The organism is Citrobacter sp. C13 (assembly GCF_014596815.2).
Lineage (GTDB): Bacteria > Pseudomonadota > Gammaproteobacteria > Enterobacterales > Enterobacteriaceae > Citrobacter > Citrobacter portucalensis.
On the sequence record NZ_CP115024.1, the window covers coordinates 973,223 to 994,837 of the forward strand.

General features: G+C 51.3%; 17 protein-coding genes. 14 read left to right on the forward strand and 3 right to left on the reverse strand.

What is annotated here, in order from left to right; all coding sequences use genetic code 11:
• Window positions 1–6: 6 nt before the first annotated feature.
• Window positions 7–2,763: a two-component sensor histidine kinase BarA gene (gene barA, locus IB222_RS04710; protein ID WP_126317476.1), complete on the reverse strand. Its 2,757-nt coding sequence runs from the start codon at window positions 2,761–2,763 to the stop codon at window positions 7–9.
• A gap of 57 nt (window positions 2,764–2,820) precedes the next feature.
• On the opposite strand from barA, the gene rlmD reads away from it, so the two are divergent.
• From rlmD to IB222_RS04750, 8 genes are all read left to right on the forward strand, one after another.
• Complete coding sequence (gene rlmD, locus IB222_RS04715) at window positions 2,821–4,119, forward strand: 23S rRNA (uracil(1939)-C(5))-methyltransferase RlmD (protein WP_008785684.1); 1,299 nt, start codon at window positions 2,821–2,823, stop codon at window positions 4,117–4,119.
• 100 nt (window positions 4,120–4,219) lie between these two features.
• Entirely contained in the window at window positions 4,220–6,454 is a 2,235-nt protein-coding gene (gene relA, locus IB222_RS04720) for a GTP diphosphokinase (protein WP_003825690.1), read from the forward strand.
• A 130-nt stretch (window positions 6,455–6,584) separates the two neighbouring features.
• Window positions 6,585–7,376, forward strand: coding sequence for a nucleoside triphosphate pyrophosphohydrolase (gene mazG / locus IB222_RS04725; RefSeq protein WP_003825693.1), 792 nt, complete (start codon window positions 6,585–6,587; stop codon window positions 7,374–7,376).
• Between the two features lie 224 nt (window positions 7,377–7,600).
• Window positions 7,601–9,238 carry a glutamine hydrolyzing CTP synthase gene (gene pyrG / locus IB222_RS04730; protein ID WP_003034127.1) on the forward strand — a complete coding sequence of 546 codons (1,638 nt, stop codon included), beginning with the start codon at window positions 7,601–7,603 and terminating at the stop codon, window positions 9,236–9,238.
• A gap of 87 nt (window positions 9,239–9,325) precedes the next feature.
• Window positions 9,326–10,624: a phosphopyruvate hydratase gene (gene eno / locus IB222_RS04735; RefSeq protein WP_003034129.1), complete on the forward strand. Its 1,299-nt coding sequence runs from the start codon at window positions 9,326–9,328 to the stop codon at window positions 10,622–10,624.
• A 195-nt stretch (window positions 10,625–10,819) separates the two neighbouring features.
• Complete coding sequence (locus IB222_RS04740; protein ID WP_126317479.1) at window positions 10,820–11,134, forward strand: hypothetical protein; 315 nt, start codon at window positions 10,820–10,822, stop codon at window positions 11,132–11,134.
• Between the two features lie 12 nt (window positions 11,135–11,146).
• On the forward strand, window positions 11,147–11,932 hold the full coding sequence (locus IB222_RS04745; protein ID WP_149384700.1) for a DUF4225 domain-containing protein: 786 nt from the start codon (window positions 11,147–11,149) through the stop codon (window positions 11,930–11,932).
• 4 nt (window positions 11,933–11,936) lie between these two features.
• Window positions 11,937–12,284 carry a hypothetical protein gene (locus IB222_RS04750; protein WP_148361524.1) on the forward strand — a complete coding sequence of 116 codons (348 nt, stop codon included), beginning with the start codon at window positions 11,937–11,939 and terminating at the stop codon, window positions 12,282–12,284.
• Between the two features lie 230 nt (window positions 12,285–12,514).
• Here IB222_RS04750 and IB222_RS04755 read toward each other — a convergent pair whose 3' ends face one another.
• Window positions 12,515–13,339: a MurR/RpiR family transcriptional regulator gene (locus tag IB222_RS04755; protein WP_063940947.1), complete on the reverse strand. Its 825-nt coding sequence runs from the start codon at window positions 13,337–13,339 to the stop codon at window positions 12,515–12,517.
• 165 nt (window positions 13,340–13,504) lie between these two features.
• Here IB222_RS04755 and IB222_RS04760 point away from each other — a divergent pair, with 165 nt between their 5' ends.
• From IB222_RS04760 to queE, 3 genes are all read left to right on the forward strand, one after another.
• Window positions 13,505–15,061 carry a PTS transporter subunit EIIC gene (locus IB222_RS04760; RefSeq protein ID WP_149384699.1) on the forward strand — a complete coding sequence of 519 codons (1,557 nt, stop codon included), beginning with the start codon at window positions 13,505–13,507 and terminating at the stop codon, window positions 15,059–15,061.
• Complete coding sequence (locus IB222_RS04765; protein WP_126317481.1) at window positions 15,061–15,750, forward strand: N-acetylmannosamine-6-phosphate 2-epimerase; 690 nt, start codon at window positions 15,061–15,063, stop codon at window positions 15,748–15,750. Before IB222_RS04760 ends, IB222_RS04765 begins: the two co-directional genes overlap by 1 nt.
• A 71-nt stretch (window positions 15,751–15,821) precedes the next feature.
• Complete coding sequence (gene queE / locus IB222_RS04770) at window positions 15,822–16,493, forward strand: 7-carboxy-7-deazaguanine synthase QueE (RefSeq protein ID WP_003034139.1); 672 nt, start codon at window positions 15,822–15,824, stop codon at window positions 16,491–16,493.
• A 91-nt stretch (window positions 16,494–16,584) separates the two neighbouring features.
• Here the strand turns inward: queE and queD are convergent, their stop codons facing one another.
• Window positions 16,585–16,947: a 6-carboxytetrahydropterin synthase QueD gene (queD, locus tag IB222_RS04775; RefSeq protein ID WP_003825707.1), complete on the reverse strand. Its 363-nt coding sequence runs from the start codon at window positions 16,945–16,947 to the stop codon at window positions 16,585–16,587.
• Between the two features lie 305 nt (window positions 16,948–17,252).
• Between queD and cysJ the strand changes: the two genes are divergently transcribed.
• From cysJ to cysH, 3 genes are all read left to right on the forward strand, one after another.
• The gene (cysJ, locus tag IB222_RS04780; RefSeq protein ID WP_149281297.1) at window positions 17,253–19,052 is read left to right on the forward strand and encodes an NADPH-dependent assimilatory sulfite reductase flavoprotein subunit; all 1,800 of its coding nucleotides are present in this window, start codon (window positions 17,253–17,255) and stop codon (window positions 19,050–19,052) included.
• Window positions 19,052–20,764 carry an assimilatory sulfite reductase (NADPH) hemoprotein subunit gene (gene cysI / locus IB222_RS04785; RefSeq protein WP_149384698.1) on the forward strand — a complete coding sequence of 571 codons (1,713 nt, stop codon included), beginning with the start codon at window positions 19,052–19,054 and terminating at the stop codon, window positions 20,762–20,764. The genes cysJ and cysI overlap by 1 nt, the downstream gene beginning before the upstream one ends.
• A 101-nt stretch (window positions 20,765–20,865) precedes the next feature.
• Window positions 20,866–21,600: a phosphoadenosine phosphosulfate reductase gene (cysH, locus tag IB222_RS04790; protein WP_003825712.1), complete on the forward strand. Its 735-nt coding sequence runs from the start codon at window positions 20,866–20,868 to the stop codon at window positions 21,598–21,600.
• The last annotated feature ends 15 nt before the right edge of the window (window positions 21,601–21,615 follow it).

Genomic DNA, 21,615 nt, shown 5'->3' on the forward strand with positions numbered 1-21,615 from the left:
CGAATATTACCCTAACAACTTCTTCGCTTCGCGTGCAACGTTGTCCATCTCATCCAGAAGCTCTAAAAACTCAGGTTCCAGCTCTTCTTCTTTGGTTCCACTGCGTAGCTGTTGTTCAATGAGCTGACACAGGTTTTTCATGCGTGGGACACCACTATAACCGCAACTGCCGTGCAGCTTGTGAATCATATCCACTAGCCCTTCGGGGTTCTCTCCGACCAGTTGCTCTTCGATTTTGTTACGCACCTCAGGCAGAAAATCGATCAGCATTTGCAGCATATCCCGCGCCAAATCGTTCTTACCCGCGGCTTGCCTTAATGCCAGTTGCCAGTCGAGTGTCGTGTTCGGATTGACGACTGGCTCAAGAGGTTCTGCGGTGAGTGCCCGCAGCGATGTGCTTGCACCCGGTTTGTAACGTAACAGCAAATTATGTAGCTTATCTTCCTCGATAGGCTTCGCCAGGTAATCGTTCATCCCGGCGCTGAGCAGCTTCTCTTTCTGCCCGGCCATGGCGTGTGCGGTGACCGCAATGACAGGTGTCTGCTGTTGATGAGGAAGCTGGTGGATAAGTTCACAAGCGCGAATGCCGTCCATATCAGGCATCTGAATATCCATCAGGATCAGATCAAATTGCATTTGTCTGGCGCGATCCACCGCCTGATGCCCGCTGTCGCAGAGCACGACGTGCTGTACCTTATCTTCCAGCAATGCGCCAATCAGCTTGAGGTTCGCCGGGTTGTCGTCTACCGCCATGACGGTCATCGCGATTTTGCTCTCGTCTAACAGCAGCGGATCCGCGCTGTGGTTCAGCTGACAATACTCTGTCAGCGCAGGCAGTAAGCGGGTTGAGGTGAGAGGTTTCAACAGACACGCCGCCGCGCCGCCCTGTTTTAACTTCTCGGCGTTAATCTGCGCATGGCAAGGGAGGGCCAGTAACAAAAAGTCGGTCATCGCCGCTGCGCTTGCCAGCCGCTCATGCTGCATGGTGAGCGGTTCGCGTAAAGTGACCGGAATGCCGAGCAGCAGAATATCGTAGTGATCCTTCGGCAGCCCGGAGAATGAAGGGCTGTAAATCACCTCCAGCGGTGTTTCACTCAATATATCTAACGTGCATTGTGCGGCGGTGGCGTTAGGTTCGACGTAGGCCAGTCGTTTACCGGCCAGGCAGAGCGTGGTTGAGCGGTCAACGAGAACATTAGGGTTAAGATCGAGGCTGATATGGAACCAGAACGTGGAGCCCCGGTTCGGCTGGCTGTGAAAGGAGATATCCCCACCCATTTCGTTGACCAGTTTTTGCGTAATGACCAGGCCTAGCCCGGTTCCGCCATGACGCCGGGAAATACTGGCATCCGCCTGGCGGAAGGCCTGGAACAGACGGGATTGATCGCGCTCAGGAATACCGATCCCGGTATCGCGGATTTGTACTTCAATTTGCACTTTCGTGTTACTAAGGGCTCGCTTCTCGACCAGGATGTCGATGTTGCCGCCTTCGGTAAATTTGATGGCATTGCCGACCAGATTGGTGATCACCTGCTGTAAACGCAACGGGTCACCGATGACGTTGTCCGGTACGTCATTCTTAATATTCAGCGTCAGCTCAAGCCCTTTATCATGGGATGAATGTGCTAACAGTGTGACGACATCATCCAGCGTGCTGCGCAGCGGGAACGGAATGCTTTCCAGAATCAGCTTGCCCGCCTCAAGTTTGGAGAAGTCGAGTACATCATTGATGATGGCCAGCAGATTGTTAGCTGAGCGTTCAATGGTATTCAGGTGATCGCGCTGTGTGGTGTTGAGTTCGGTTTTTAGCGTCAGACGGGTGAAGCCAATCACGCCATTCAGCGGTGTTCGCAGCTCGTGGGACATGTTTGCCAGAAACTCAGACTTAATACGTGCCGCTTCCTGGGCGCGTTTCTTCGCCAGATCCAGCTCGACGTTCTGAATTTCCATCTGCTCTAGCGTTTCGCGCAGGTCAGAGGTGGCCTGATCGATGTTGTGCTGCATCTCTTCATGGTAAGCCGCGAGAGACATCGCCATCGAGTTGATGCCATTTTTAAGCATATCCAGCTCGCCCAGCATGAAACCTTCCACGCGGCTGTCGAGCTGTCCTCTACGTATTCGGTCAACGGTATTCACCATATTGCGAATCGGGCCGGTCACGTCGCGCATAAGACGCCAGCCGAAAATTAACGCGATACCAATACAAAACAGCATCATTACGCTGGAGATAAAGATCTCTTTGTACTGCTGCAATCGTACGGACTTAAGGTCCAGCTCAAGCGCCACATACCCCAGCATATTTTTGGTGTTTTTGGCGTCGCTTACGGCGGATTCATCCGGTGAATAGCTTTCCGATATAATAGGGGTTCGCAGGATCATGATATCCCCGTGCCGGGTGACGCTCAGCTTACGGGGAAACGGTGAACCGGTCGCCAACTGCATTTCAGACGGATCGAGATGAAAATTAGAGGTGACGAAAAGTCGGTTATTTTCGTCATAAACAGAAATTGCCCGCACGATATCGGAATGGCGACGATGCAGCACGCTGATAAGCTGGCCGATGGATTCCCTGTTTTGCAGGTTCATGCCATATTCGCTGGAGACCGCGAGTGGTTCAATGATGCTGGCACCAGCATCTTCCAGTTGACGCTGCAAGTCGTTATAGCGATGCACAACAAAAAAGATACTGAGCAACAAACCTATCAGGACGGTCGGGGCCAGGATCAGAATCATCATGCGTGCGCGCAGGCTGTAGTTGGTCATGGAGTTCCGTTATGGGACAATTAGGGTCACACTGTTAAATAGAGAAATATCTCGTCGATGGCGCAATTCTACTCTGCAAAACGACGCGTGACGACGCGTCAGATCATAACCGTTACCGTCAATGACCTCGATCCTTTTGGTCAGGGCGTCGCTCGCCATAACGGAAAGGCGTTGTTTATACCGGAATTGCTACCCCAGGAAAGCGCCGAGGTGGTGATTACCGAAGATAAAAAACAGTTTGCCCGCGCGCAAGTAAAACGACGTTTAAACGACAGCCCACAGCGTGAAGTGCCACGTTGCCCGCATTTTGGCGTGTGCGGCGGTTGCCAGCAGCAGCATGCCAGCATCTCATTGCAGCAGCGTAGCAAAAGCGCGGCGTTGTCGCGTTTAATGAAATGTGAGGTGTCGGATGTTATAGCTGATGCCCCGTGGGGCTATCGTCGTCGCGCACGTTTGAGCCTGAACTATCGGCCAAAAGAACAAAAATTGCAGATGGGGTTTCGCAAATCCGGTTCCAGCGACATTATCGATGTCAAACAATGCCCTATTTTGGTGCCCCAGCTTGAGGCGTTATTGCCCCATCTCAGAGCGTGTCTGGAAAGTCTGCAAGGGTTACGCCATCTAGGCCATGTTGAGCTGGTACAGGCGGGAAGCGGAACCCTGATGATTTTGCGCCACACGGCGCCATTGAGTGCTGCGGATAAAGAAAAACTGGAATGCTTTTCGCATTCTCAGGGGCTGTCTTTGTTTCTGGCCCCGCAAAGCGAGATACTGGAATCAATATCAGAAGAATCGCCCTGGTATGACTCAAATGGACTACGGTTAACCTTCAGCCCGCGCGATTTTATTCAGGTCAATGAAGGGGTAAACCAACAAATGGTCGCCCGTGCGCTGGAATGGCTCGATGTACAACCTGAAGATCGTGTACTCGATCTGTTCTGTGGCATGGGCAATTTTACCCTACCGCTGGCAACTCGGGCAGCAAGCGTGGTTGGTGTGGAAGGTGTTCCTGCGTTGGTGGAAAAAGGCCGAGAAAACGCGCTGAATAACGGATTACACAATGTGACATTCTTTCATGAAAACCTTGAGGAAGATGTTACCCGACAGCCGTGGGCGAAAAACGGATTCGACAAAGTATTGCTCGATCCTGCGCGTGCGGGGGCTGCAGGTGTGATGCAACATATTATAAAATTAGAACCTATACGCGTTGTTTATGTATCCTGTAACCCAGCAACGCTGGCTCGTGACAGCGATGCTTTGCTCAACGCTGGATACGCCATACGGCGACTGGCGATGCTCGATATGTTTCCGCACACTGGACACCTGGAATCAATGGTCCTGTTTGAGCGTTTGTAATGAATTTTGTACCCATTGGATTTCGGGTTGTAATGCAGCATGAAAGACAATGGGTAGGGCTTGTCGACTTCGACAGGCCTGGCCCCTTAAGGAGAGGACAATGGTTGCGGTAAGAAGTGCACATATAAATAAAGCTGGTGAGTTTGATCCAAAGAAATGGATCGCGAGTCTGGGGATCTCCAGCCAGCAGTCGTGTGAACGCTTAGCCGAAACCTGGGCGTACTGCCTCCAGCAGACACAGGGGCATCCGGATGCGGATCTGCTGCTGTGGCGTGGCGTGGAGATGGTAGAAATTCTCTCTATGTTGAGCATGGATATCGACACGCTGCGTGCAGCAATGCTGTTCCCTCTGGCTGATGCCAACGTGGTCAGTGAAGACATCCTGCGCGAGAGCGTGGGCAAATCTATTGTTCATCTTATCCACGGTGTGCGTGATATGGCGGCGATACGCCAGCTTAAAGCCACGCATACCGATTCAGTTTCTTCCGAGCAGGTCGATAACGTCCGCCGCATGCTGCTGGCAATGGTAGATGACTTCCGCTGTGTGGTCATCAAGCTGGCAGAGCGGATTGCCCATCTGCGTGAAGTGAAAGACGCGCCGGAAGATGAACGCGTTCTGGCGGCAAAAGAGTGCACCAATATTTATGCGCCGCTGGCCAACCGTTTGGGAATCGGGCAATTAAAATGGGAGCTGGAAGATTATTGCTTCCGTTATCTGCACCCGGCTGAATACAAACGCATAGCCAAGCTGCTGCATGAACGACGTATCGACAGGGAACATTACATTGATGAGTTCGTCGGTCATTTGCGCTCAGAGATGAAAACGGAAGGCGTCAAAGCTGAAGTGTACGGACGTCCGAAGCATATCTACAGCATCTGGCGCAAAATGCAGAAAAAGCAGTTAGCCTTCGATGAACTGTTCGATGTACGCGCAGTGCGTATCGTGGCAGAGCGTTTACAGGACTGCTATGCCGCACTCGGGATAGTACATACTCACTATCGCCATCTGCCGGATGAGTTCGATGATTACGTTGCTAATCCGAAACCCAATGGCTACCAGTCAATCCATACGGTTGTGCTGGGGCCGGGCGGGAAAACCATCGAAATTCAGATCCGTACCAAACAGATGCACGAAGATGCCGAACTGGGCGTCGCGGCGCACTGGAAGTACAAAGAGGGTACCGCTTCAGGCGCGGCGCGTTCTGGTCATGAAGATCGCATTGCGTGGCTGCGTAAGCTGATTGCCTGGCAGGAAGAGATGGCGGATTCCGGTGAAATGCTGGATGAAGTCCGTAGCCAGGTCTTTGATGACCGCGTGTACGTCTTTACGCCAAAAGGCGACGTTGTAGACTTACCTGCGGGCTCCACGCCGCTCGATTTTGCTTACCACATTCATAGCGATGTGGGGCATCGATGCATTGGCGCGAAAATTGGTGGGCGCATTGTACCGTTTACCTACCAGCTGCAGATGGGCGATCAAATTGAAATTATCACCCAGAAACAGCCAAACCCAAGCCGCGACTGGTTGAACCCTAACCTTGGCTACGTAACCACCAGTCGTGGGCGTTCGAAGATCCACGCCTGGTTCCGTAAACAGGACCGTGATAAGAACATCCTTGCAGGTCGCCAGATCCTCGACGATGAGCTGGCGCATTTAGGCATCAGCCTGAAAGAGGCGGAAAAACACCTGCTACCGCGCTACAGCTTCAATGAACTGGATGAACTGCTGGCGGCGATTGGCGGAGGAGACATCCGCCTCAACCAGATGGTGAACTTCCTGCAGGCGCAGTTTAATAAGCCAAGTGCTGCCGAACAGGATGCCGCCGCGCTGAAACAGCTTCAGCAGAAAACGCAGGCACCGCAGAGTCGTCGTAAAGACGACGGTCGTGTGGTGGTGGAAGGGGTAGGTAACCTGATGCACCACATCGCCCGCTGCTGCCAGCCTATTCCAGGCGATGAGATTGTCGGGTTTATTACCCAGGGACGCGGTATTTCCGTGCACCGGGCGGATTGTGAACAGCTGGCTGAGCTGCGCTCCCATGCGCCGGAACGTATTGTTGATGCGGTCTGGGGCGAAAGCTACTCGGCAGGGTATTCGCTGGTGGTTCGCGTCCAGGCCAACGATCGCAGCGGCTTGTTACGTGATATCACCACGATCCTCGCCAACGAGAAGGTGAACGTGCTGGGAGTTGCCAGCCGAAGTGATACCAAACAACAGCTGGCCACCATCGATATGACCATCGAAATTTATAACCTGCAGGTGCTCGGGCGCGTGCTCGGCAAGCTGAACCAGGTACCGGATGTGATCGACGCACGTCGCTTGCACGGTAATTAATGATTTTGTAGGCCGGATAACCTTGTAGGCCTGATAAGACGCGTTAGCGTTGCCATCAGGCATTGCTATGTTGCCGGATGTCGGTTGTCGCGTTATCCGGTCTACTATATTGAAATTTCAGGACATTCCAATGAATCAAATCGACCGACTGCTCGGTATTATGCAGCGCCTGCGCGACCCGGAAAACGGCTGTCCGTGGGACAAAGAGCAGACATTCTCCACTATTGCCCCTTACACCCTCGAAGAAACCTATGAAGTGCTGGACGCGATTGCGCGTGAAGACTTTGACGACCTGCGCGGAGAGCTGGGCGACCTGCTGTTCCAGGTGGTGTTTTACGCCCAGATGGCGCAGGAAGAAGGACGCTTCAACTTTGATGATATTTGTGCTGCGATAAGCGATAAGCTTGAACGCCGTCATCCACATGTTTTTGCTGATGTTTCTGCCAGTAACAGTACTGAGGTTTTGACCCGCTGGGAAAAAATCAAAAGTGAAGAACGCGCCCAGAAGGCACAGCATTCCGCACTCGACGATATTCCCCGCAGTTTACCGGCATTAATGCGCGCCCAAAAAATCCAGAAACGCTGCTCAAATGTTGGCTTCGACTGGAAAACATTAGGACCGGTTGTTGACAAGGTTTACGAAGAGATCGACGAAGTCATGTTTGAGGCTAAGCAGGCTGTTGTCGACCAGGCTAAACTGGAGGAGGAAATGGGCGATCTGCTGTTTGCTACGGTCAATATGGCCCGGCATTTAGGCACTAAAGCAGAGACCGCATTGCAGAAAGCGAACGAGAAGTTTGAGCGGCGTTTTCGTGAAGTTGAGCGAATTGTGGCTTCGCGCGGTCTGGAAATGACTGGTGTTGATCTGGAAACTATGGAAGAAGTCTGGCAACAGGTAAAACGGCAGGAAATTGATCTCTAAGGGATTTCGTCGGTCAAGGGCGATTTGTGTGATTTTTTAAATAACAAGCGCTTGATTTACGTCAAAAACATTTACCCCAAAGGGGCTATTTTCTCACTCCCGATGTTAATGTGAGCCTGGTGAAGAGGAGGAATAATGAAAGTTTGTGGCGCTCGTCATGTTCGGGTATACTACTTTCCCGTCTTGGTAATTCCATCGTTTCACCCTAACTTCTCAGGTCCAGCATGACAACGAACTATATTTTTGTGACCGGCGGGGTCGTATCCTCTCTGGGAAAAGGCATTGCCGCAGCCTCCCTGGCAGCCATTCTTGAAGCCCGTGGCCTCAATGTAACCATGATGAAACTGGATCCGTACATCAACGTCGATCCAGGTACTATGAGCCCAATCCAACACGGGGAAGTGTTCGTTACCGAAGACGGCGCTGAAACCGACCTGGACCTGGGTCACTATGAGCGTTTCATTCGTACCAAAATGAGCCGCCGCAACAACTTCACTACGGGTCGTATCTACTCCGACGTTCTGCGTAAAGAACGCCGTGGCGACTACCTAGGCGCAACAGTTCAGGTTATCCCGCACATCACGAATGCCATTAAAGAGCGCGTTCTGGAAGGCGGTGAAGGTCATGATGTTGTTCTGGTCGAAATCGGCGGAACCGTTGGGGATATCGAATCTCTGCCGTTCCTTGAAGCGATTCGCCAGATGGCCGTAGAAATTGGCCGTGAGCACACGCTGTTTATGCATCTGACGCTGGTTCCGTACATGGCGGCGGCAGGTGAAGTCAAAACTAAACCGACTCAGCACTCTGTAAAAGAGCTGCTTTCTATCGGTATTCAGCCAGATATCCTGATTTGCCGCTCCGATCGCGCAGTTCCGGCTAATGAACGTGCAAAAATTGCATTGTTCTGTAACGTTCCGGAAAAAGCGGTGATTTCTCTGAAAGATGTCGATTCCATCTATAAAATCCCGGGCCTGTTGAAATCTCAGGGCCTTGACGATTATATTTGTAAACGATTCAGCTTGAACTGTCCGGAAGCTAATCTGTCAGAATGGGAACAGGTTATCTACGAAGAAGCGAATCCGGCAGGCGAAGTGACTATCGGTATGGTCGGCAAGTACATTGAACTGCCGGATGCCTATAAGTCAGTTATCGAAGCGCTGAAGCACGGTGGTCTGAAGAATCGTGTCACCGTCAACATCAAGCTGATCGATTCGCAAGATGTCGAAACGCGTGGCGTTGAGATCCTGAAAGGTCTTGATGCAATCCTGATCCCTGGCGGCTTCGGCTACCGCGGTGTTGAAGGTAAAATCGCGACGGCGCGTTTTGCGCGTGAGAACAATATTCCTTATCTGGGCATTTGCCTGGGTATGCAGGTTGCGTTGATTGAGTTTGCACGTAACGTAGTGGGTATGGACAACGCCAACTCCACGGAATTTGTGCCAGACTGTAAGTACCCGGTGGTGGCCCTGATTACCGAATGGCGCGATGAAGACGGCAACGTCGAAGTCCGTACAGAGAAGAGCGATCTGGGCGGCACAATGCGCCTTGGCGCGCAGCAGTGTCAGTTGAGCGACGATAGCCTGGTTCGTCAACTGTACGGCGCGCCGACAATTGTTGAACGCCATCGCCACCGTTATGAAGTCAACAATATGCTGTTGAAACAGATTGAAGCTGCGGGTCTGCGTATTGCAGGCCGTTCCGGTGATGATCAGTTGGTCGAGATCATTGAGGTACCGAATCATCCGTGGTTCGTGGCCTGTCAGTTCCACCCGGAATTTACTTCCACGCCACGTGATGGGCACCCGCTGTTTGCCGGCTTTGTGAAAGCCGCCAGTGAACATCAGAAGCGTCAGGCGAAGTAAGAAGTAAATAAGTTAGAACGGCAATGCACCCATTAGGGTGCATTGTTTGTCTGGAGTTTTAGTTTAACTTGTACTGAGGAAAATCTAATGTCCAAAATCGTTAAAATCATCGGTCGTGAAATCATCGACTCCCGTGGTAACCCGACTGTTGAAGCCGAAGTACACCTGGAAGGTGGTTTCGTTGGTATGGCAGCAGCTCCGTCAGGTGCTTCTACTGGTTCCCGCGAAGCACTGGAACTGCGCGATGGCGACAAATCCCGTTTCATGGGTAAAGGCGTACTGAAAGCTGTTGCAGCTGTTAACGGCCCAATTGCTCAGGCTCTGCTGGGTAAAGATGCTAAAGATCAGGCTGGCATCGACAAGATCATGATCGATCTGGACGGTACTGAAAACAAATCCAACTTCGGTGCAAACGCCATCCTGGCTGTGTCCCTGGCGAACGCCAAAGCAGCAGCAGCTGCAAAAGGCCTGCCGCTGTATGCACACATCGCTGAACTGAACGGTACTCCGGGTAAATACTCCATGCCGGTTCCGATGATGAACATCATCAACGGTGGTGAGCACGCTGACAACAACGTCGACATCCAGGAATTCATGATTCAGCCGGTTGGCGCTAAGACTCTGAAAGAAGCCGTTCGTATGGGTTCTGAAGTGTTCCACAACCTGGCTAAAGTTCTGAAAGCTAAAGGTATGAACACTGCAGTTGGTGACGAAGGTGGCTACGCGCCGAACCTGGGTTCCAACGCTGAAGCTCTGGCTGTAATCGCTGAAGCGGTTAAAGCAGCTGGCTACGAGCTGGGCAAAGACATCACCCTGGCGATGGACTGTGCAGCTTCTGAATTCTACAAAGACGGTAAATACGTTCTGGCTGGCGAAGGCAACAAAGCATTCACCTCCGAAGAATTCACTCACTTCCTGGAAGAACTGACCAAACAGTACCCGATCGTGTCCATCGAAGATGGTCTGGACGAGTCTGACTGGGACGGTTTCGCATACCAGACTAAAGTACTGGGCGACAAAATCCAGCTGGTTGGTGACGATCTGTTCGTAACTAACACCAAGATCCTGAAAGAAGGCATCGAAAAAGGCATCGTTAACTCCATCCTGATCAAATTCAACCAGATCGGTTCTCTGACCGAAACTCTGGCTGCGATCAAAATGGCGAAAGACGCTGGCTACACCGCTGTCATCTCTCACCGTTCTGGCGAAACTGAAGACGCTACCATCGCTGACCTGGCTGTTGGTACCGCTGCAGGCCAGATCAAAACTGGTTCTATGAGCCGTTCTGACCGCGTTGCTAAGTACAACCAGCTGATTCGTATCGAAGAAGCTCTGGGTGAACAAGCACCGTACAACGGTCGTAAAGAGATCAAAGGTCAGGCGTAATCCTGTTCTTTAACTCTTAACGTAAAAACCCGCTGCGGCGGGTTTTTTTATGTCTGTAATTTATTCTTAATTGAAAATTTTGATAAACAATTTGATCTTTCTCACTTTGTTATTATTTTACTAAGAGTAATTTAATGATGTGATTATTTTGTATGTGTTTTTTATATTTATCATTAACAATAATAGAAATATTGAATGAATAACGAATTGGAAGACATACTGGCGAAAGCGGGCATGAAAAAAAAGGATGCTGCTATCCTGATAAAGTTGGCAAAACTGAAAAATATCAGCTTAAGTTGGGCATTTTTTCTCTATGCCTGGACATATTACGCCTGGAGTGCTGCTTTACTATTGGCTGTGATTTTTGCATCGTTTTCTGAGGGGATAGAGTTCTTTATAGTGAACGTTTTCTTCTGTATGGCTGTAGCTCTTGTTTCACTCTTCTTTACGCCCTTTGTCATAAATTTAATTTGGAGCATTAAGATTCAATATAAATTGCTCGGGAAATAACAGGAGGTTATTTTGAGTGGTTATGGATTAATGAATTTGCAACGTGAAAAAGAAAAGATTGACCGACTTGTCTATGATATTAGTTTTCAATATATTCATGATCCGGCTATACGTTCAAAATATATGATTGAGGAACGTAGGGTTACATCACATTACCTTGATGAATATCGGTATGGGAAATTAGATTTCGGCAAGGCATTGGATAGATTACGTGAATATCATATGTCTTTAACTAAACATCAAATGAATTTAAGAATGGGGAGTGTTAAATTATATGCAATAGCTAAGCGTGAAAGAGTAAAACATTCCATTCTAACAATATCATTAAAACAAGTTGGATTCGTTAGTGGGGCAATGCAAGTTATCGGTGGGTTTGGTTTGTGTAAAGCAAGCCTTGGTGCTGCATGTAAAAATTATGGAGTTCCTTTAATGATGCAGGGAAGCGAGAATGTATGGGAAAATGGTTATTATTTACTATATCATGAAGATCCCAAAAAAATGCCTTTGAGGTATGCCTACCGCCAGGCTGCAAAGCTTTTGGGTGGGGATGACAAGGATGGTGATATTGCTTTTTCAACGGGAGATCTTATTCTGTCTTTCGGTTCAGCCTCAACGCGGACGTTGAGAACAGATTCATGGAAATTATTCCACTATATACAGGAAGATTATATTCGCAACTGGAGAACATTGGGAGTTGCCGGGGGCGCTAGTGAGTTAACCGGTGATGCGGCTAGTGGACTCACTGTTTATCAACTTATTGGAGGTAATAGTACTAACTGGACCGAGTTGAGGGAATAAGGAAATGCTCTTCAAAACATATGATCAGAATGATAAGTCTTTAACTGAAAGAATTAAGCTTGCGGGTTTAAGTGAGTATAAGGCACAAAAACTAATTCGCTTTGCTAATGAAAAAAAAGTCAACATACAAAAAGCCTATTTATTAACAGATGCCAGTGTTATTAGAGGCGATATTATCATGGCTTTTGTTATGTCATTCTTTATATTTTCAATTGGACAAGAAGATTTTAGTGAGTTACGGGCACTCTTTTTAATATTCGGGTTGTTGTTTTTTGTTATTGAGTTAACTTGTCGGTTTCACAAAAATTATTTTAAAGTATGGGGAATTTATATCAAGTTACGAGGGATTTAAATGAGAACCGGGAAATCTTACTTTAAACACTCGCAGCGTAAAACCCTTTCCCAGAATCTGTGAGAATTATTGCTTATCTTCATACTGAGAACGCTAGCAGTATTCATTCACGAGATGTTCCAGGCTTAGCAAGAAGAGGGGGCTTTGCCGGCATCCCCACCATTTCTATTTGTAATCCTGTTCTTTAACTCTTAACGTAAAAACCCGCTACGGCGGGTTTTTTTATGCCTTTAAAGCAGTAGAGGAAGGGTTGCGCTGGCGGTTTGCTGGCTTACATCACTGTACTTTTCATCCAGCGCAATCAGCGACGTGGTGAGAAGTTCTACCAACAGCATCACTCCCACCTTGGCGTTTAGCGCGCCAGCACTCAACGGACCTTCTGGTTTGGCTGCGACCAGTTGAATATCGCTCAGCGAAGCCAACGGGCTGCGCGGCGTATTACTTAACGCCAGTACGCGCACGCCTTGCTTACGCGCCAGTTTAACGACATGCAGTAGATCGCGCGTCGAACCTGAACTGGAAATCGCTACCACCAGCGTGTCTTTGTTAAGCGTTGTGGCGTTCATGGCTGCACGATGCATGTCACTGAACAATTGTGCAGGTTTGCCGAGGCGCAGGAGTTTGTAATGTAAATACTCCCCCAGAATAGCGCTGGCCGCTACGCCATAAATCTGTACCGACTGGGCCTGATGCAGTGCCAAAGCGGCGGATTCCAGTAATGTCCTGTCGAGTAATTTTGCTGTGTCCTGCAACGCTTGTACGGATTCATTGACCACATTGTCAATTTCATCCCCGCTGTGCTCTACCGGCTGTCCTTGCTGGAGATCGAGTGCCAGCGCCATTTTGAATTCGTTATAACCCTTACACCCAAGTGCGCGGCACAGACGTGTGACGCTCGCCTCGCTGGTGTCGCTTTCACGCGCCAGTTCGGTAATCGTCAGGTAGACAACTTTTGCCGGATCGCTGAGCACAAACTCTCCCAGCTTCTGCTGTGTTCGGCTATATCCGTCAACGCCCTGGCGCAATCTCAGCAGCAGGTTTTCATTTTCTGACATGCAAAATCCTTAATGCGTTTCTCTGTTGATAGTGTGGCGGAAAGCAGGGGAGAGATGCCAGTCATTTTAAAAAAGTATGATCGGCTTCCTGGATTTTGATGATAATTTTCATTATCTATATTAAATGTGATAAAAATTTTCATCATTAATCGGAGAGATGAAAAAATGATGCAAATGTTTAGCGGCGCTTCATCGGGCGCATGGTTCGAAAAGGCACAGCGGTTCGGCAAATCGTTCATGCTGCCGATTGCGGTACTGCCTGCTGCGGGGCTGTTGTTAGGGATTGGCGGCGCGCTGTCGAATCCAAACACATTGACTGCTTATCCATTTTTGGACGTTGACTGGTTACAGGCAATTTTCACGATCATGACCAGCGCAGGTTCTATTGTGTTTGCCAACCTGTCGGTGCTTTTTGCGGTAGGTGTCGCAGTAGGACTGGCGAAAACGGATAAAGGCACCGCCGGGCTTGCGGCATTGCTGGCATTTCTGGTGATGAACGCCACCATCAACGCTTTATTGACGCTCAACGGAACGCTGGCGCACGAGAATCCCGGTACCGTAGGCCAGGGGATGACGCTGGGTATTCAGACACTGGAAACGGGTGTGTTCGGTGGGGTGGTGATTGGGCTTGTCACCTGCGCGCTGCATAGCCGTTTCAATAAAGTCTCATTACCTCAGTTCCTTGGTTTCTTCAGCGGTTCGCGCTTTGTACCGATTATTAGCTCCCTTGCCGCGATTGTCGTGGGTGCGGTCATGACGGTGGTTTGGCCGCATTTCCAGAAACTCATTTTTGGACTGGGTGGTCTGGTGGATGCGACAGGCCATCTGGGGACGCTGTTGTATGGCTTCATCCTGCGTATGCTTGGCCCACTGGGTTTACACCATATCTTTTATTTGCCGTTCTGGACGACAGCGCTTGGCGGAAGTGAAATCGTCAACGGCCAGTTAGTTGAAGGTACTCAGCGTATTTTCTTCGCGCAACTTGCCGATCCGAATACGCAGCAGTTCTATGCGGGCACCTCGCGTTTTATGTCCGGGCGCTTCATCACCATGATGTTTGGCCTGCTTGGCGCATGTCTGGCGATGTACCGCACCGCCAGGCCTGAGAACAGAAAACTTGTCGCTGGTCTGCTGTTATCAGCAGCCCTGACCTCTTTCCTGACAGGTATAACTGAGCCTATCGAGTTCTCCTTCCTGTTTGTCGCACCCGTGTTATACGTCATTCACGCCTTCTTCGATGGTCTGGCGTTTATGATGGCGCATATTTTACATATCACCATCGGGCAAACCTTTTCGGGTGGGCTTATCGATTTCCTCCTTTTCGGCGTGCTACAGGGGGAAGCTAAAACCAACTGGATGTACGTCCCCATGGTGGGGATCCCGTGGTTCTTCCTTTACTACTTCACCTTCCGCTATTTGATTAACCGCTTTAACTGGTTGACACCAGGTCGTGAAAACGCAGCGCCGACTGAATCCGGCCTGCCGCAGAGTGAGCGAGCAGCGGCAGTGATCGCCGGGCTGGGAGGCAAAGAGAATCTGGAAGAGGTGGATTGTTGCGCCACACGCCTGCGCGTGACGGTGAAAGAGAGCAGCAAGGTCGATGAAGCGGCGCTGAAAGCGACCGGAGCCCGTGGCGTAATTATTCGCGGCAACGGGGTTCAGGTGATTTATGGCCCGCATGTCACCATCATTAAAAACGAAGTCGAAGAGATCTTATCGTAATGAAAACTGTACTGGATTCCCTGAAAGGTAAATTAATTGTCTCCTGTCAGGCGCTGGAAAATGAGCCCCTGCATAGCCCATTTATTATGTCACGTATGGCGCTGGCGGCAGCGCAGGGTGGTGCGGTAGGTATTCGTGCGAACAGCGTGGTGGACATTCGCGCGATCAAAGAGAGCGTCTCCCTGCCGGTGATTGGGATTATCAAGCGTGATTATCCGGGGAGCGATGTGTTTATCACGGCCACTTTACAGGAAGTCGATGAACTGATGACCGTTGAGCCGGAAATTATTGCTCTGGATGCGACAGCGCGCCCGCGCCCCGGTGGGCAATCGCTGGAAGAACTGGTCACGCAAATCCGCGCTCGCTATCCGTCCGTACTGCTGATGGCGGATATTGCCACCGTAGACGAAGCGGCGACCGCCGAGCGCCTGGGTTTTGACTGTGTGGGCACCACGCTCTACGGTTATACCGCTGACACTGCCGGGCATGTGCTGGCGGAAAACGACTGCGGTTTTTTACGTGATGTGTTGGCTGCGGTCAGCGTCCCGGTTGTGGCGGAAGGGAACGTTGATACCCCTGAACGTGCTGCACGATGCCTGGCATTAGGCGCTCATACCGTGGTGGTTGGTGGAGCTATCACGCGCCCGCAGCAGATAACGGCACGCTTTGTCGCGGCGATCGCCTCGTAAAGCATCGATGGGGCATGATACTTTGGCGGGGATCTGCGATAATTATCGTTTATCCCCATATTGAGAGCGCTATGCAGTACCCGATTAACGAGATGTTCCAGACCCTGCAAGGTGAGGGTTACTTTACCGGCGTCCCCGCCATTTTTATTCGTTTACAGGGATGCCCGGTTGGCTGTGCCTGGTGCGATACCAAACACACCTGGGATAAGCTTGAGGATCGGGAAGTCTCCCTGTACAGCATCCTGGCCAAGACCAAAGAAAGCGATAAATGGGGCGCTGCGAGCAGCGAAGATCTGCTGGCGGTCATTTCGCGTCAGGGCTATACCGCCCGTCACGTGGTGATCACTGGTGGTGAGCCCTGCATTCATGACCTGATGCCGCTGACTGACCTGCTGGAAAAGAACGGCTTTAGCTGCCAGATTGAGACCAGCGGCACGCACGAAGTACGCTGTACGCCGAATACCTGGGTGACCGTATCGCCGAAGGTGAATATGCGCGGTGGCTATGATGTGCTGTCACAGGCACTGGAGCGCGCGAATGAAATCAAGCATCCAGTTGGCCGTGTCCGCGATATTGAAGCGCTGGATGAACTGCTGGCGACGTTGAGTGACGATAAACCGCGAATCATCGCCTTACAGCCAATCAGCCAGAAAGAGGATGCAACGCGTTTGTGCATTGATACCTGTATTGCGCGAAACTGGCGTCTGTCGATGCAAACCCATAAGTATCTGAATATTGCCTGATAACTGTGCCGGGGGCGTTTCGCTTACCCGGCCATAGTTTATTGCTCAATGCAGGCCGGAGAAGATGCGTTGCCATCCGGCAAGCCTACAATCACTCGCCGCGATAAACGCAGCCCGCTGTGCAGGTCTCTTTCACCATTACAGCACTCAGCAGAGGGACCACAGGTTTAACCTGATCCCAAATCCATTTGGCCAGCACTTCGCTGGTTGGATTTTCTAAGCCAGGAATATCGTTCAAATAGTAGTGATCGAGTCTGTCGTAAGTCGGCTTAAACGCGGCTTTTAACTCAGCAAAATCCATGATCCAACCGGTATGCGGATCGACTTCACCGGTAATTTCAAGACGCACCATAAATGAGTGACCATGCAGGCGGCCACACTTATGCCCTTCCGGTACATGCGGCAGGTGGTGAGCGGCTTCGAAGGTGAAATCTTTAAACAAGGTGGTGGACATTATTTACTCTCAAGAATGCGAAAAACCGCGGTAGGGTACCGTAAAGAGGAAATTTTATCATTATTTAAAAGGGTGCTGAGTATCAGAACGATTCATTCATGACGTTAATATTTGGTAATTTTTTATATATCAAATGCTTATATAATCTGTTTTGCAGTTAATAACTATAACTAAAACAGGTTAGTCCATTTGGTTATTTGTTATTTCCATCCCTTCTTTAGTTGTTACTATCCCCGCCGTTAACCTTATCTTCAGTTTGGGTTTTATTGCTGAAATCCGCTTTGCTTACTGGAACATGACAACGCATGACGACACAGGCCCCACCTTCTGCTTTGCTACCGCTAAACCCGGAGCAACTGGCACGCCTTCAGGCGGCCACGACCGATTTCACTCCCGCACAGCTTGCGTGGGTTTCTGGCTATTTTTGGGGCGTGCTGAATCAGCAGCCTGGCAGCAACGCGGTGGCGCCTGCGCCTGTCGCTGAAATGCCAGGCATTACGCTTATCTCCGCCTCACAAACCGGTAATGCGCGCCGTGTGGCGGAAGCCCTGCGCGATGATCTGATCGCCGCGAAGCTCAACGTCACTCTCATCAACGCTGGCGACTATAAATTCAAACAAATCGCCAATGAAAAACTGCTGATCGTGGTGGCGTCAACGCAAGGGGAAGGTGAGCCGGCGGAAGAAGCCGTGGCGTTGCATAAATTCCTGTTCTCGAAAAAAGCGCCGAAGCTTGATAACACCGCTTTTGCCGTGTTTGGTCTTGGCGACACCTCTTATGAATTTTTCTGCCAGGCAGGAAAAGACTTCGATGCGAAACTGGCTGAGCTGGGTGGTGAACGTCTGCTCGATCGTGTAGATGCCGATGTCGAATACCAGGCCGCGGCTGCGCAGTGGCGTGCCCGTTTGGTTGATGTCCTGAAAGCGCGTGCGCCTGCGGCACCGTCTGTGCAAGTTGCCGCAAGCGGTGCAGTAAATGAAGTACACACCAGCCCATACACCAAAGAAGCGCCGCTGACGGCGTCGCTTGCGGTGAATCAGAAAATTACCGGCCGCGACTCTGAAAAAGACGTGCGCCATATTGAGATTGATTTAGGCGATTCCGGCCTGCGTTATCAACCGGGCGATGCGCTGGGCGTCTGGTATCAGAATGACCCGGCTCTGGTTAAAGAACTGGTTGAACTGCTGTGGCTGAAAGGTGATGAGCCGGTCACGGTTGAAGGCAAAACCCTATCGCTTGCTGAAGCGTTGCAGTGGCATTTCGAGCTGACGGTTAACACCGGCAATATCGTAGAAAACTATGCCACCTTAACCCGCAGCGAAACTTTGCTGCCGTTAGTGGGTGACAAAGCACAGTTGCAGCATTACGCCGCAACCACGCCCATCGTCGATATGGTGCGCTTCTCTCCGGCGCAACTGGATGCTCAGGCGTTAGTTGATCTTCTGCGTCCGCTGACGCCGCGTTTGTACTCCATTGCTTCTTCCCAGGCGGAAGTGGAAAGCGAAGTGCACGTTACCGTGGGTGTGGTGCGTTATGAGATAGAAGGTCGCGCCCGTGCTGGTGGTGCTTCCAGTTTCCTTGCCGACCGCGTGGAAGAAGAAGGTGAAGTTCGTGTGTTCATTGAACACAACGACAACTTCCGTCTGCCGGCGAACCCGCAGACGCCGGTAATTATGATTGGACCGGGTACGGGGATTGCGCCGTTCCGTGCATTCATGCAGCAACGTGCGGCTGACGGAGCCGAAGGCAAAAACTGGCTGTTTTTTGGTAACCCACACTTTACCGAAGATTTCCTGTATCAGGTGGAATGGCAGCGTTACGTCAAAGAGGGCGTACTGAGCCGTATCGATCTCGCCTGGTCCCGCGATCAAAAAGAAAAAGTCTACGTACAAGATAAACTGCGCCAACAGGGCGCGGAACTGTGGCGCTGGATTAACGACGGTGCGCACATTTATGTCTGCGGCGACGCCAATCGCATGGCGAAAGACGTTGAGCAGGCGTTGTTGGAAGTGATTGCCGAATTCGGTGGTATGGATATCGAAGCGGCGGATGAATTTTTAAGTGAGCTGCGCATTGAGCGCCGTTATCAGCGAGATGTCTACTAATGAGCGAAAAACATCCAGGACCATTGGTGGTCGAAGGCAAACTGTCCGACGCTGAGCGTATGAAGCTGGAAAGCAACTATCTGCGCGGTACCATTGCCGAAGATTTAAACGACGGCCTGACCGGCGGGTTTAAAGGCGACAACTTCCTGCTGATCCGTTTTCACGGTATGTACCAGCAGGATGACCGCGATATCCGCGCCGAACGTGCCGAGCAAAAGCTGGAGCCGCGTCACGCGATGCTGCTGCGCTGTCGTCTGCCGGGTGGGGTGATCACCACCAAGCAGTGGCAGGCGATCGACAAGTTCGCCCATGACAACACTATTTACGGCAGCATTCGTCTGACCAACCGTCAGACCTTCCAGTTTCACGGCATTCTGAAGAAGAATGTTAAGCCAGTACACCAGATGCTGCACTCCGTCGGCCTGGACGCGCTGGCGACAGCCAACGACATGAACCGTAACGTGCTGTGCACCTCCAACCCGTATGAATCTGAGCTGCACGCCGAAGCCTACGAGTGGGCGAAAAAGATCTCCGAACATCTGCTGCCGCGTACCCGCGCCTATGCAGAGATCTGGCTGGATCAGGAAAAAGTCGCGACTACCGACGAAGAGCCGATCCTCGGTCAAACCTATCTGCCGCGTAAGTTTAAAACCACGGTCGTGATCCCACCGCAGAACGACATCGATCTGCACGCCAACGACATGAACTTTGTGGCGATTGCGGAAAACGGCAAGCTGGTGGGCTTCAACCTGCTGGTCGGCGGCGGTTTGTCGATTGAGCACGGCAACAAGAAAACCTACGCCCGCACAGCAAGCGAATTCGGCTATCTGCCGCTTGAGCATACGCTGGCGGTCGCGGAAGCGGTGGTGACGACTCAGCGCGACTGGGGTAACCGTACCGACCGTAAAAATGCCAAAACCAAATACACCCTTGAGCGCGTCGGCGTCGACACCTTCAAGGAAGAGGTTGAGCGCCGGGCGGGGATCAAGTTTGAGCCGATCCGTCCGTACGAGTTTACCGGTCGCGGCGATCGTATCGGCTGGGTGAAAGGGATCGACAATAAATGGCATCTGACGTTGTTTATTGAAAACGGCCGTATCCTCGATTATCCGGGCCGACCGCTGAAAACCGGTCTGCTTGAGATCGCGAAGATCCACAAAGGTGAGTTCCGCATTACCGCGAACCAGAACCTGATCATTGCCGGTGTTCCTGAGAGTGAAAAGGCGAAGATCGAAAAGATTGCGCGCGATCACGGTCTGATGAATGCGGTGAAGCTGCAGCGCGAAAACTCCATGGCCTGCGTGTCGTTCCCGACCTGTCCGCTGGCGATGGCGGAAGCCGAACGTTTCCTGCCGTCATTCACTGACAAAGTGGAATCGATTCTGGAAAAACACGGCATTCCTGAAGAGCACATCGTGATGCGCGTGACCGGCTGCCCGAACGGCTGTGGCCGTGCGATGCTGGCGGAAGTTGGTCTGGTGGGTAAAGCTCCCGGGCGTTATAACCTCCATTTAGGGGGCAACCGTATCGGAACCCGAATTCCCCGGATGTTTAAAGAGAACATCACCGAGCCGGAAATTCTGGCATCGCTGGATGAACTGATTGGGCGCTGGGCGAAAGAGCGCGAAGCGGGTGAAGGCTTCGGCGACTTTACGGTGCGTGCGGGCATTATTCGCCCGGTGCTCGATCCAGCGCGTGATTTCTGGGAATAACCTGAATTGCCGGATGGCGGCATAAATGCCTTATCCGGCCTACAGCCTGCGTAGGCCTGATAAGCGAAGCGCCATCAGGCAAGGCATACAGTGAGGAACTTATGTCCCAACTCGATCTAAACAAGCTAAACGAACTGCCAAAAGTGGATCGCGTATTAGCGCTGGCCGAAACCAACGCCCAGCTGGAAAAATTGAGCGCCGAGGATCGCGTAGCGTGGGCGCTGGAAAACCTGCCTGGTGAATATGTACTGTCATCAAGTTTTGGTATCCAGGCGGCAGTGAGCCTGCATCTGGTAAATCAGATTCGCCCGGATATCCCGGTGATCCTCACCGATACTGGCTACCTGTTCCCGGAAACCTATCAGTTTATTGATGAGTTAACGGACAAGCTTAAGCTTAATCTGCAAGTCTACCGGGCGAAGGAAAGTGCGGCCTGGCAGGAAGCGCGCTACGGCAAACTTTGGGAGCAGGGCGTTGAGGGCATTGAAAAATACAATGACATCAACAAAGTCGAGCCGATGAACCGGGCACTGCAGGAGTTGAACGCGCAGACCTGGTTTGCCGGTCTGCGTCGAGAGCAATCGGGCAGTCGTGCGCATTTGCCGGTGCTGGCTATCCAGCGCGGCGTGTTTAAAGTTCTGCCGATCATCGACTGGGATAACCGTACGGTTTATCAATATCTGCAAAAACATGGCCTGAAATACCATCCGTTGTGGGATCAGGGCTATCTGTCGGTAGGTGATACCCACACCACCCGTAAATGGGAGCCGGGTATGGCGGAAGAAGAGACGCGTTTCTTCGGATTGAAGCGTGAGTGCGGACTGCACGAAGGGTAACAGGAAAGGGGGCCG

Bases quoted from the DNA above. Each gene is read 5' to 3' on its own strand.
- barA (WP_126317476.1), bottom strand. From the start codon at position 2,763: ATGACCAACTACAGCCTGCGCGCACGCATGATGATTCTGATCCTGGCC.
- rlmD (WP_008785684.1), top strand. From the start codon at position 2,821: ATGGCGCAATTCTACTCTGCAAAACGACGCGTGACGACGCGTCAGATC.
- relA (WP_003825690.1), top strand. From the start codon at position 4,220: ATGGTTGCGGTAAGAAGTGCACATATAAATAAAGCTGGTGAGTTTGAT.
- mazG (WP_003825693.1), top strand. From the start codon at position 6,585: ATGAATCAAATCGACCGACTGCTCGGTATTATGCAGCGCCTGCGCGAC.
- pyrG (WP_003034127.1), top strand. From the start codon at position 7,601: ATGACAACGAACTATATTTTTGTGACCGGCGGGGTCGTATCCTCTCTG.
- eno (WP_003034129.1), top strand. From the start codon at position 9,326: ATGTCCAAAATCGTTAAAATCATCGGTCGTGAAATCATCGACTCCCGT.
- IB222_RS04740 (WP_126317479.1), top strand. From the start codon at position 10,820: ATGAATAACGAATTGGAAGACATACTGGCGAAAGCGGGCATGAAAAAA.
- IB222_RS04750 (WP_148361524.1), top strand. From the start codon at position 11,937: ATGCTCTTCAAAACATATGATCAGAATGATAAGTCTTTAACTGAAAGA.
- IB222_RS04755 (WP_063940947.1), bottom strand. From the start codon at position 13,339: ATGTCAGAAAATGAAAACCTGCTGCTGAGATTGCGCCAGGGCGTTGAC.
- IB222_RS04760 (WP_149384699.1), top strand. From the start codon at position 13,505: ATGATGCAAATGTTTAGCGGCGCTTCATCGGGCGCATGGTTCGAAAAG.
- IB222_RS04765 (WP_126317481.1), top strand. From the start codon at position 15,061: ATGAAAACTGTACTGGATTCCCTGAAAGGTAAATTAATTGTCTCCTGT.
- queE (WP_003034139.1), top strand. From the start codon at position 15,822: ATGCAGTACCCGATTAACGAGATGTTCCAGACCCTGCAAGGTGAGGGT.
- queD (WP_003825707.1), bottom strand. From the start codon at position 16,947: ATGTCCACCACCTTGTTTAAAGATTTCACCTTCGAAGCCGCTCACCAC.
- cysJ (WP_149281297.1), top strand. From the start codon at position 17,253: ATGACGACACAGGCCCCACCTTCTGCTTTGCTACCGCTAAACCCGGAG.
- cysI (WP_149384698.1), top strand. From the start codon at position 19,052: ATGAGCGAAAAACATCCAGGACCATTGGTGGTCGAAGGCAAACTGTCC.
- cysH (WP_003825712.1), top strand. From the start codon at position 20,866: ATGTCCCAACTCGATCTAAACAAGCTAAACGAACTGCCAAAAGTGGAT.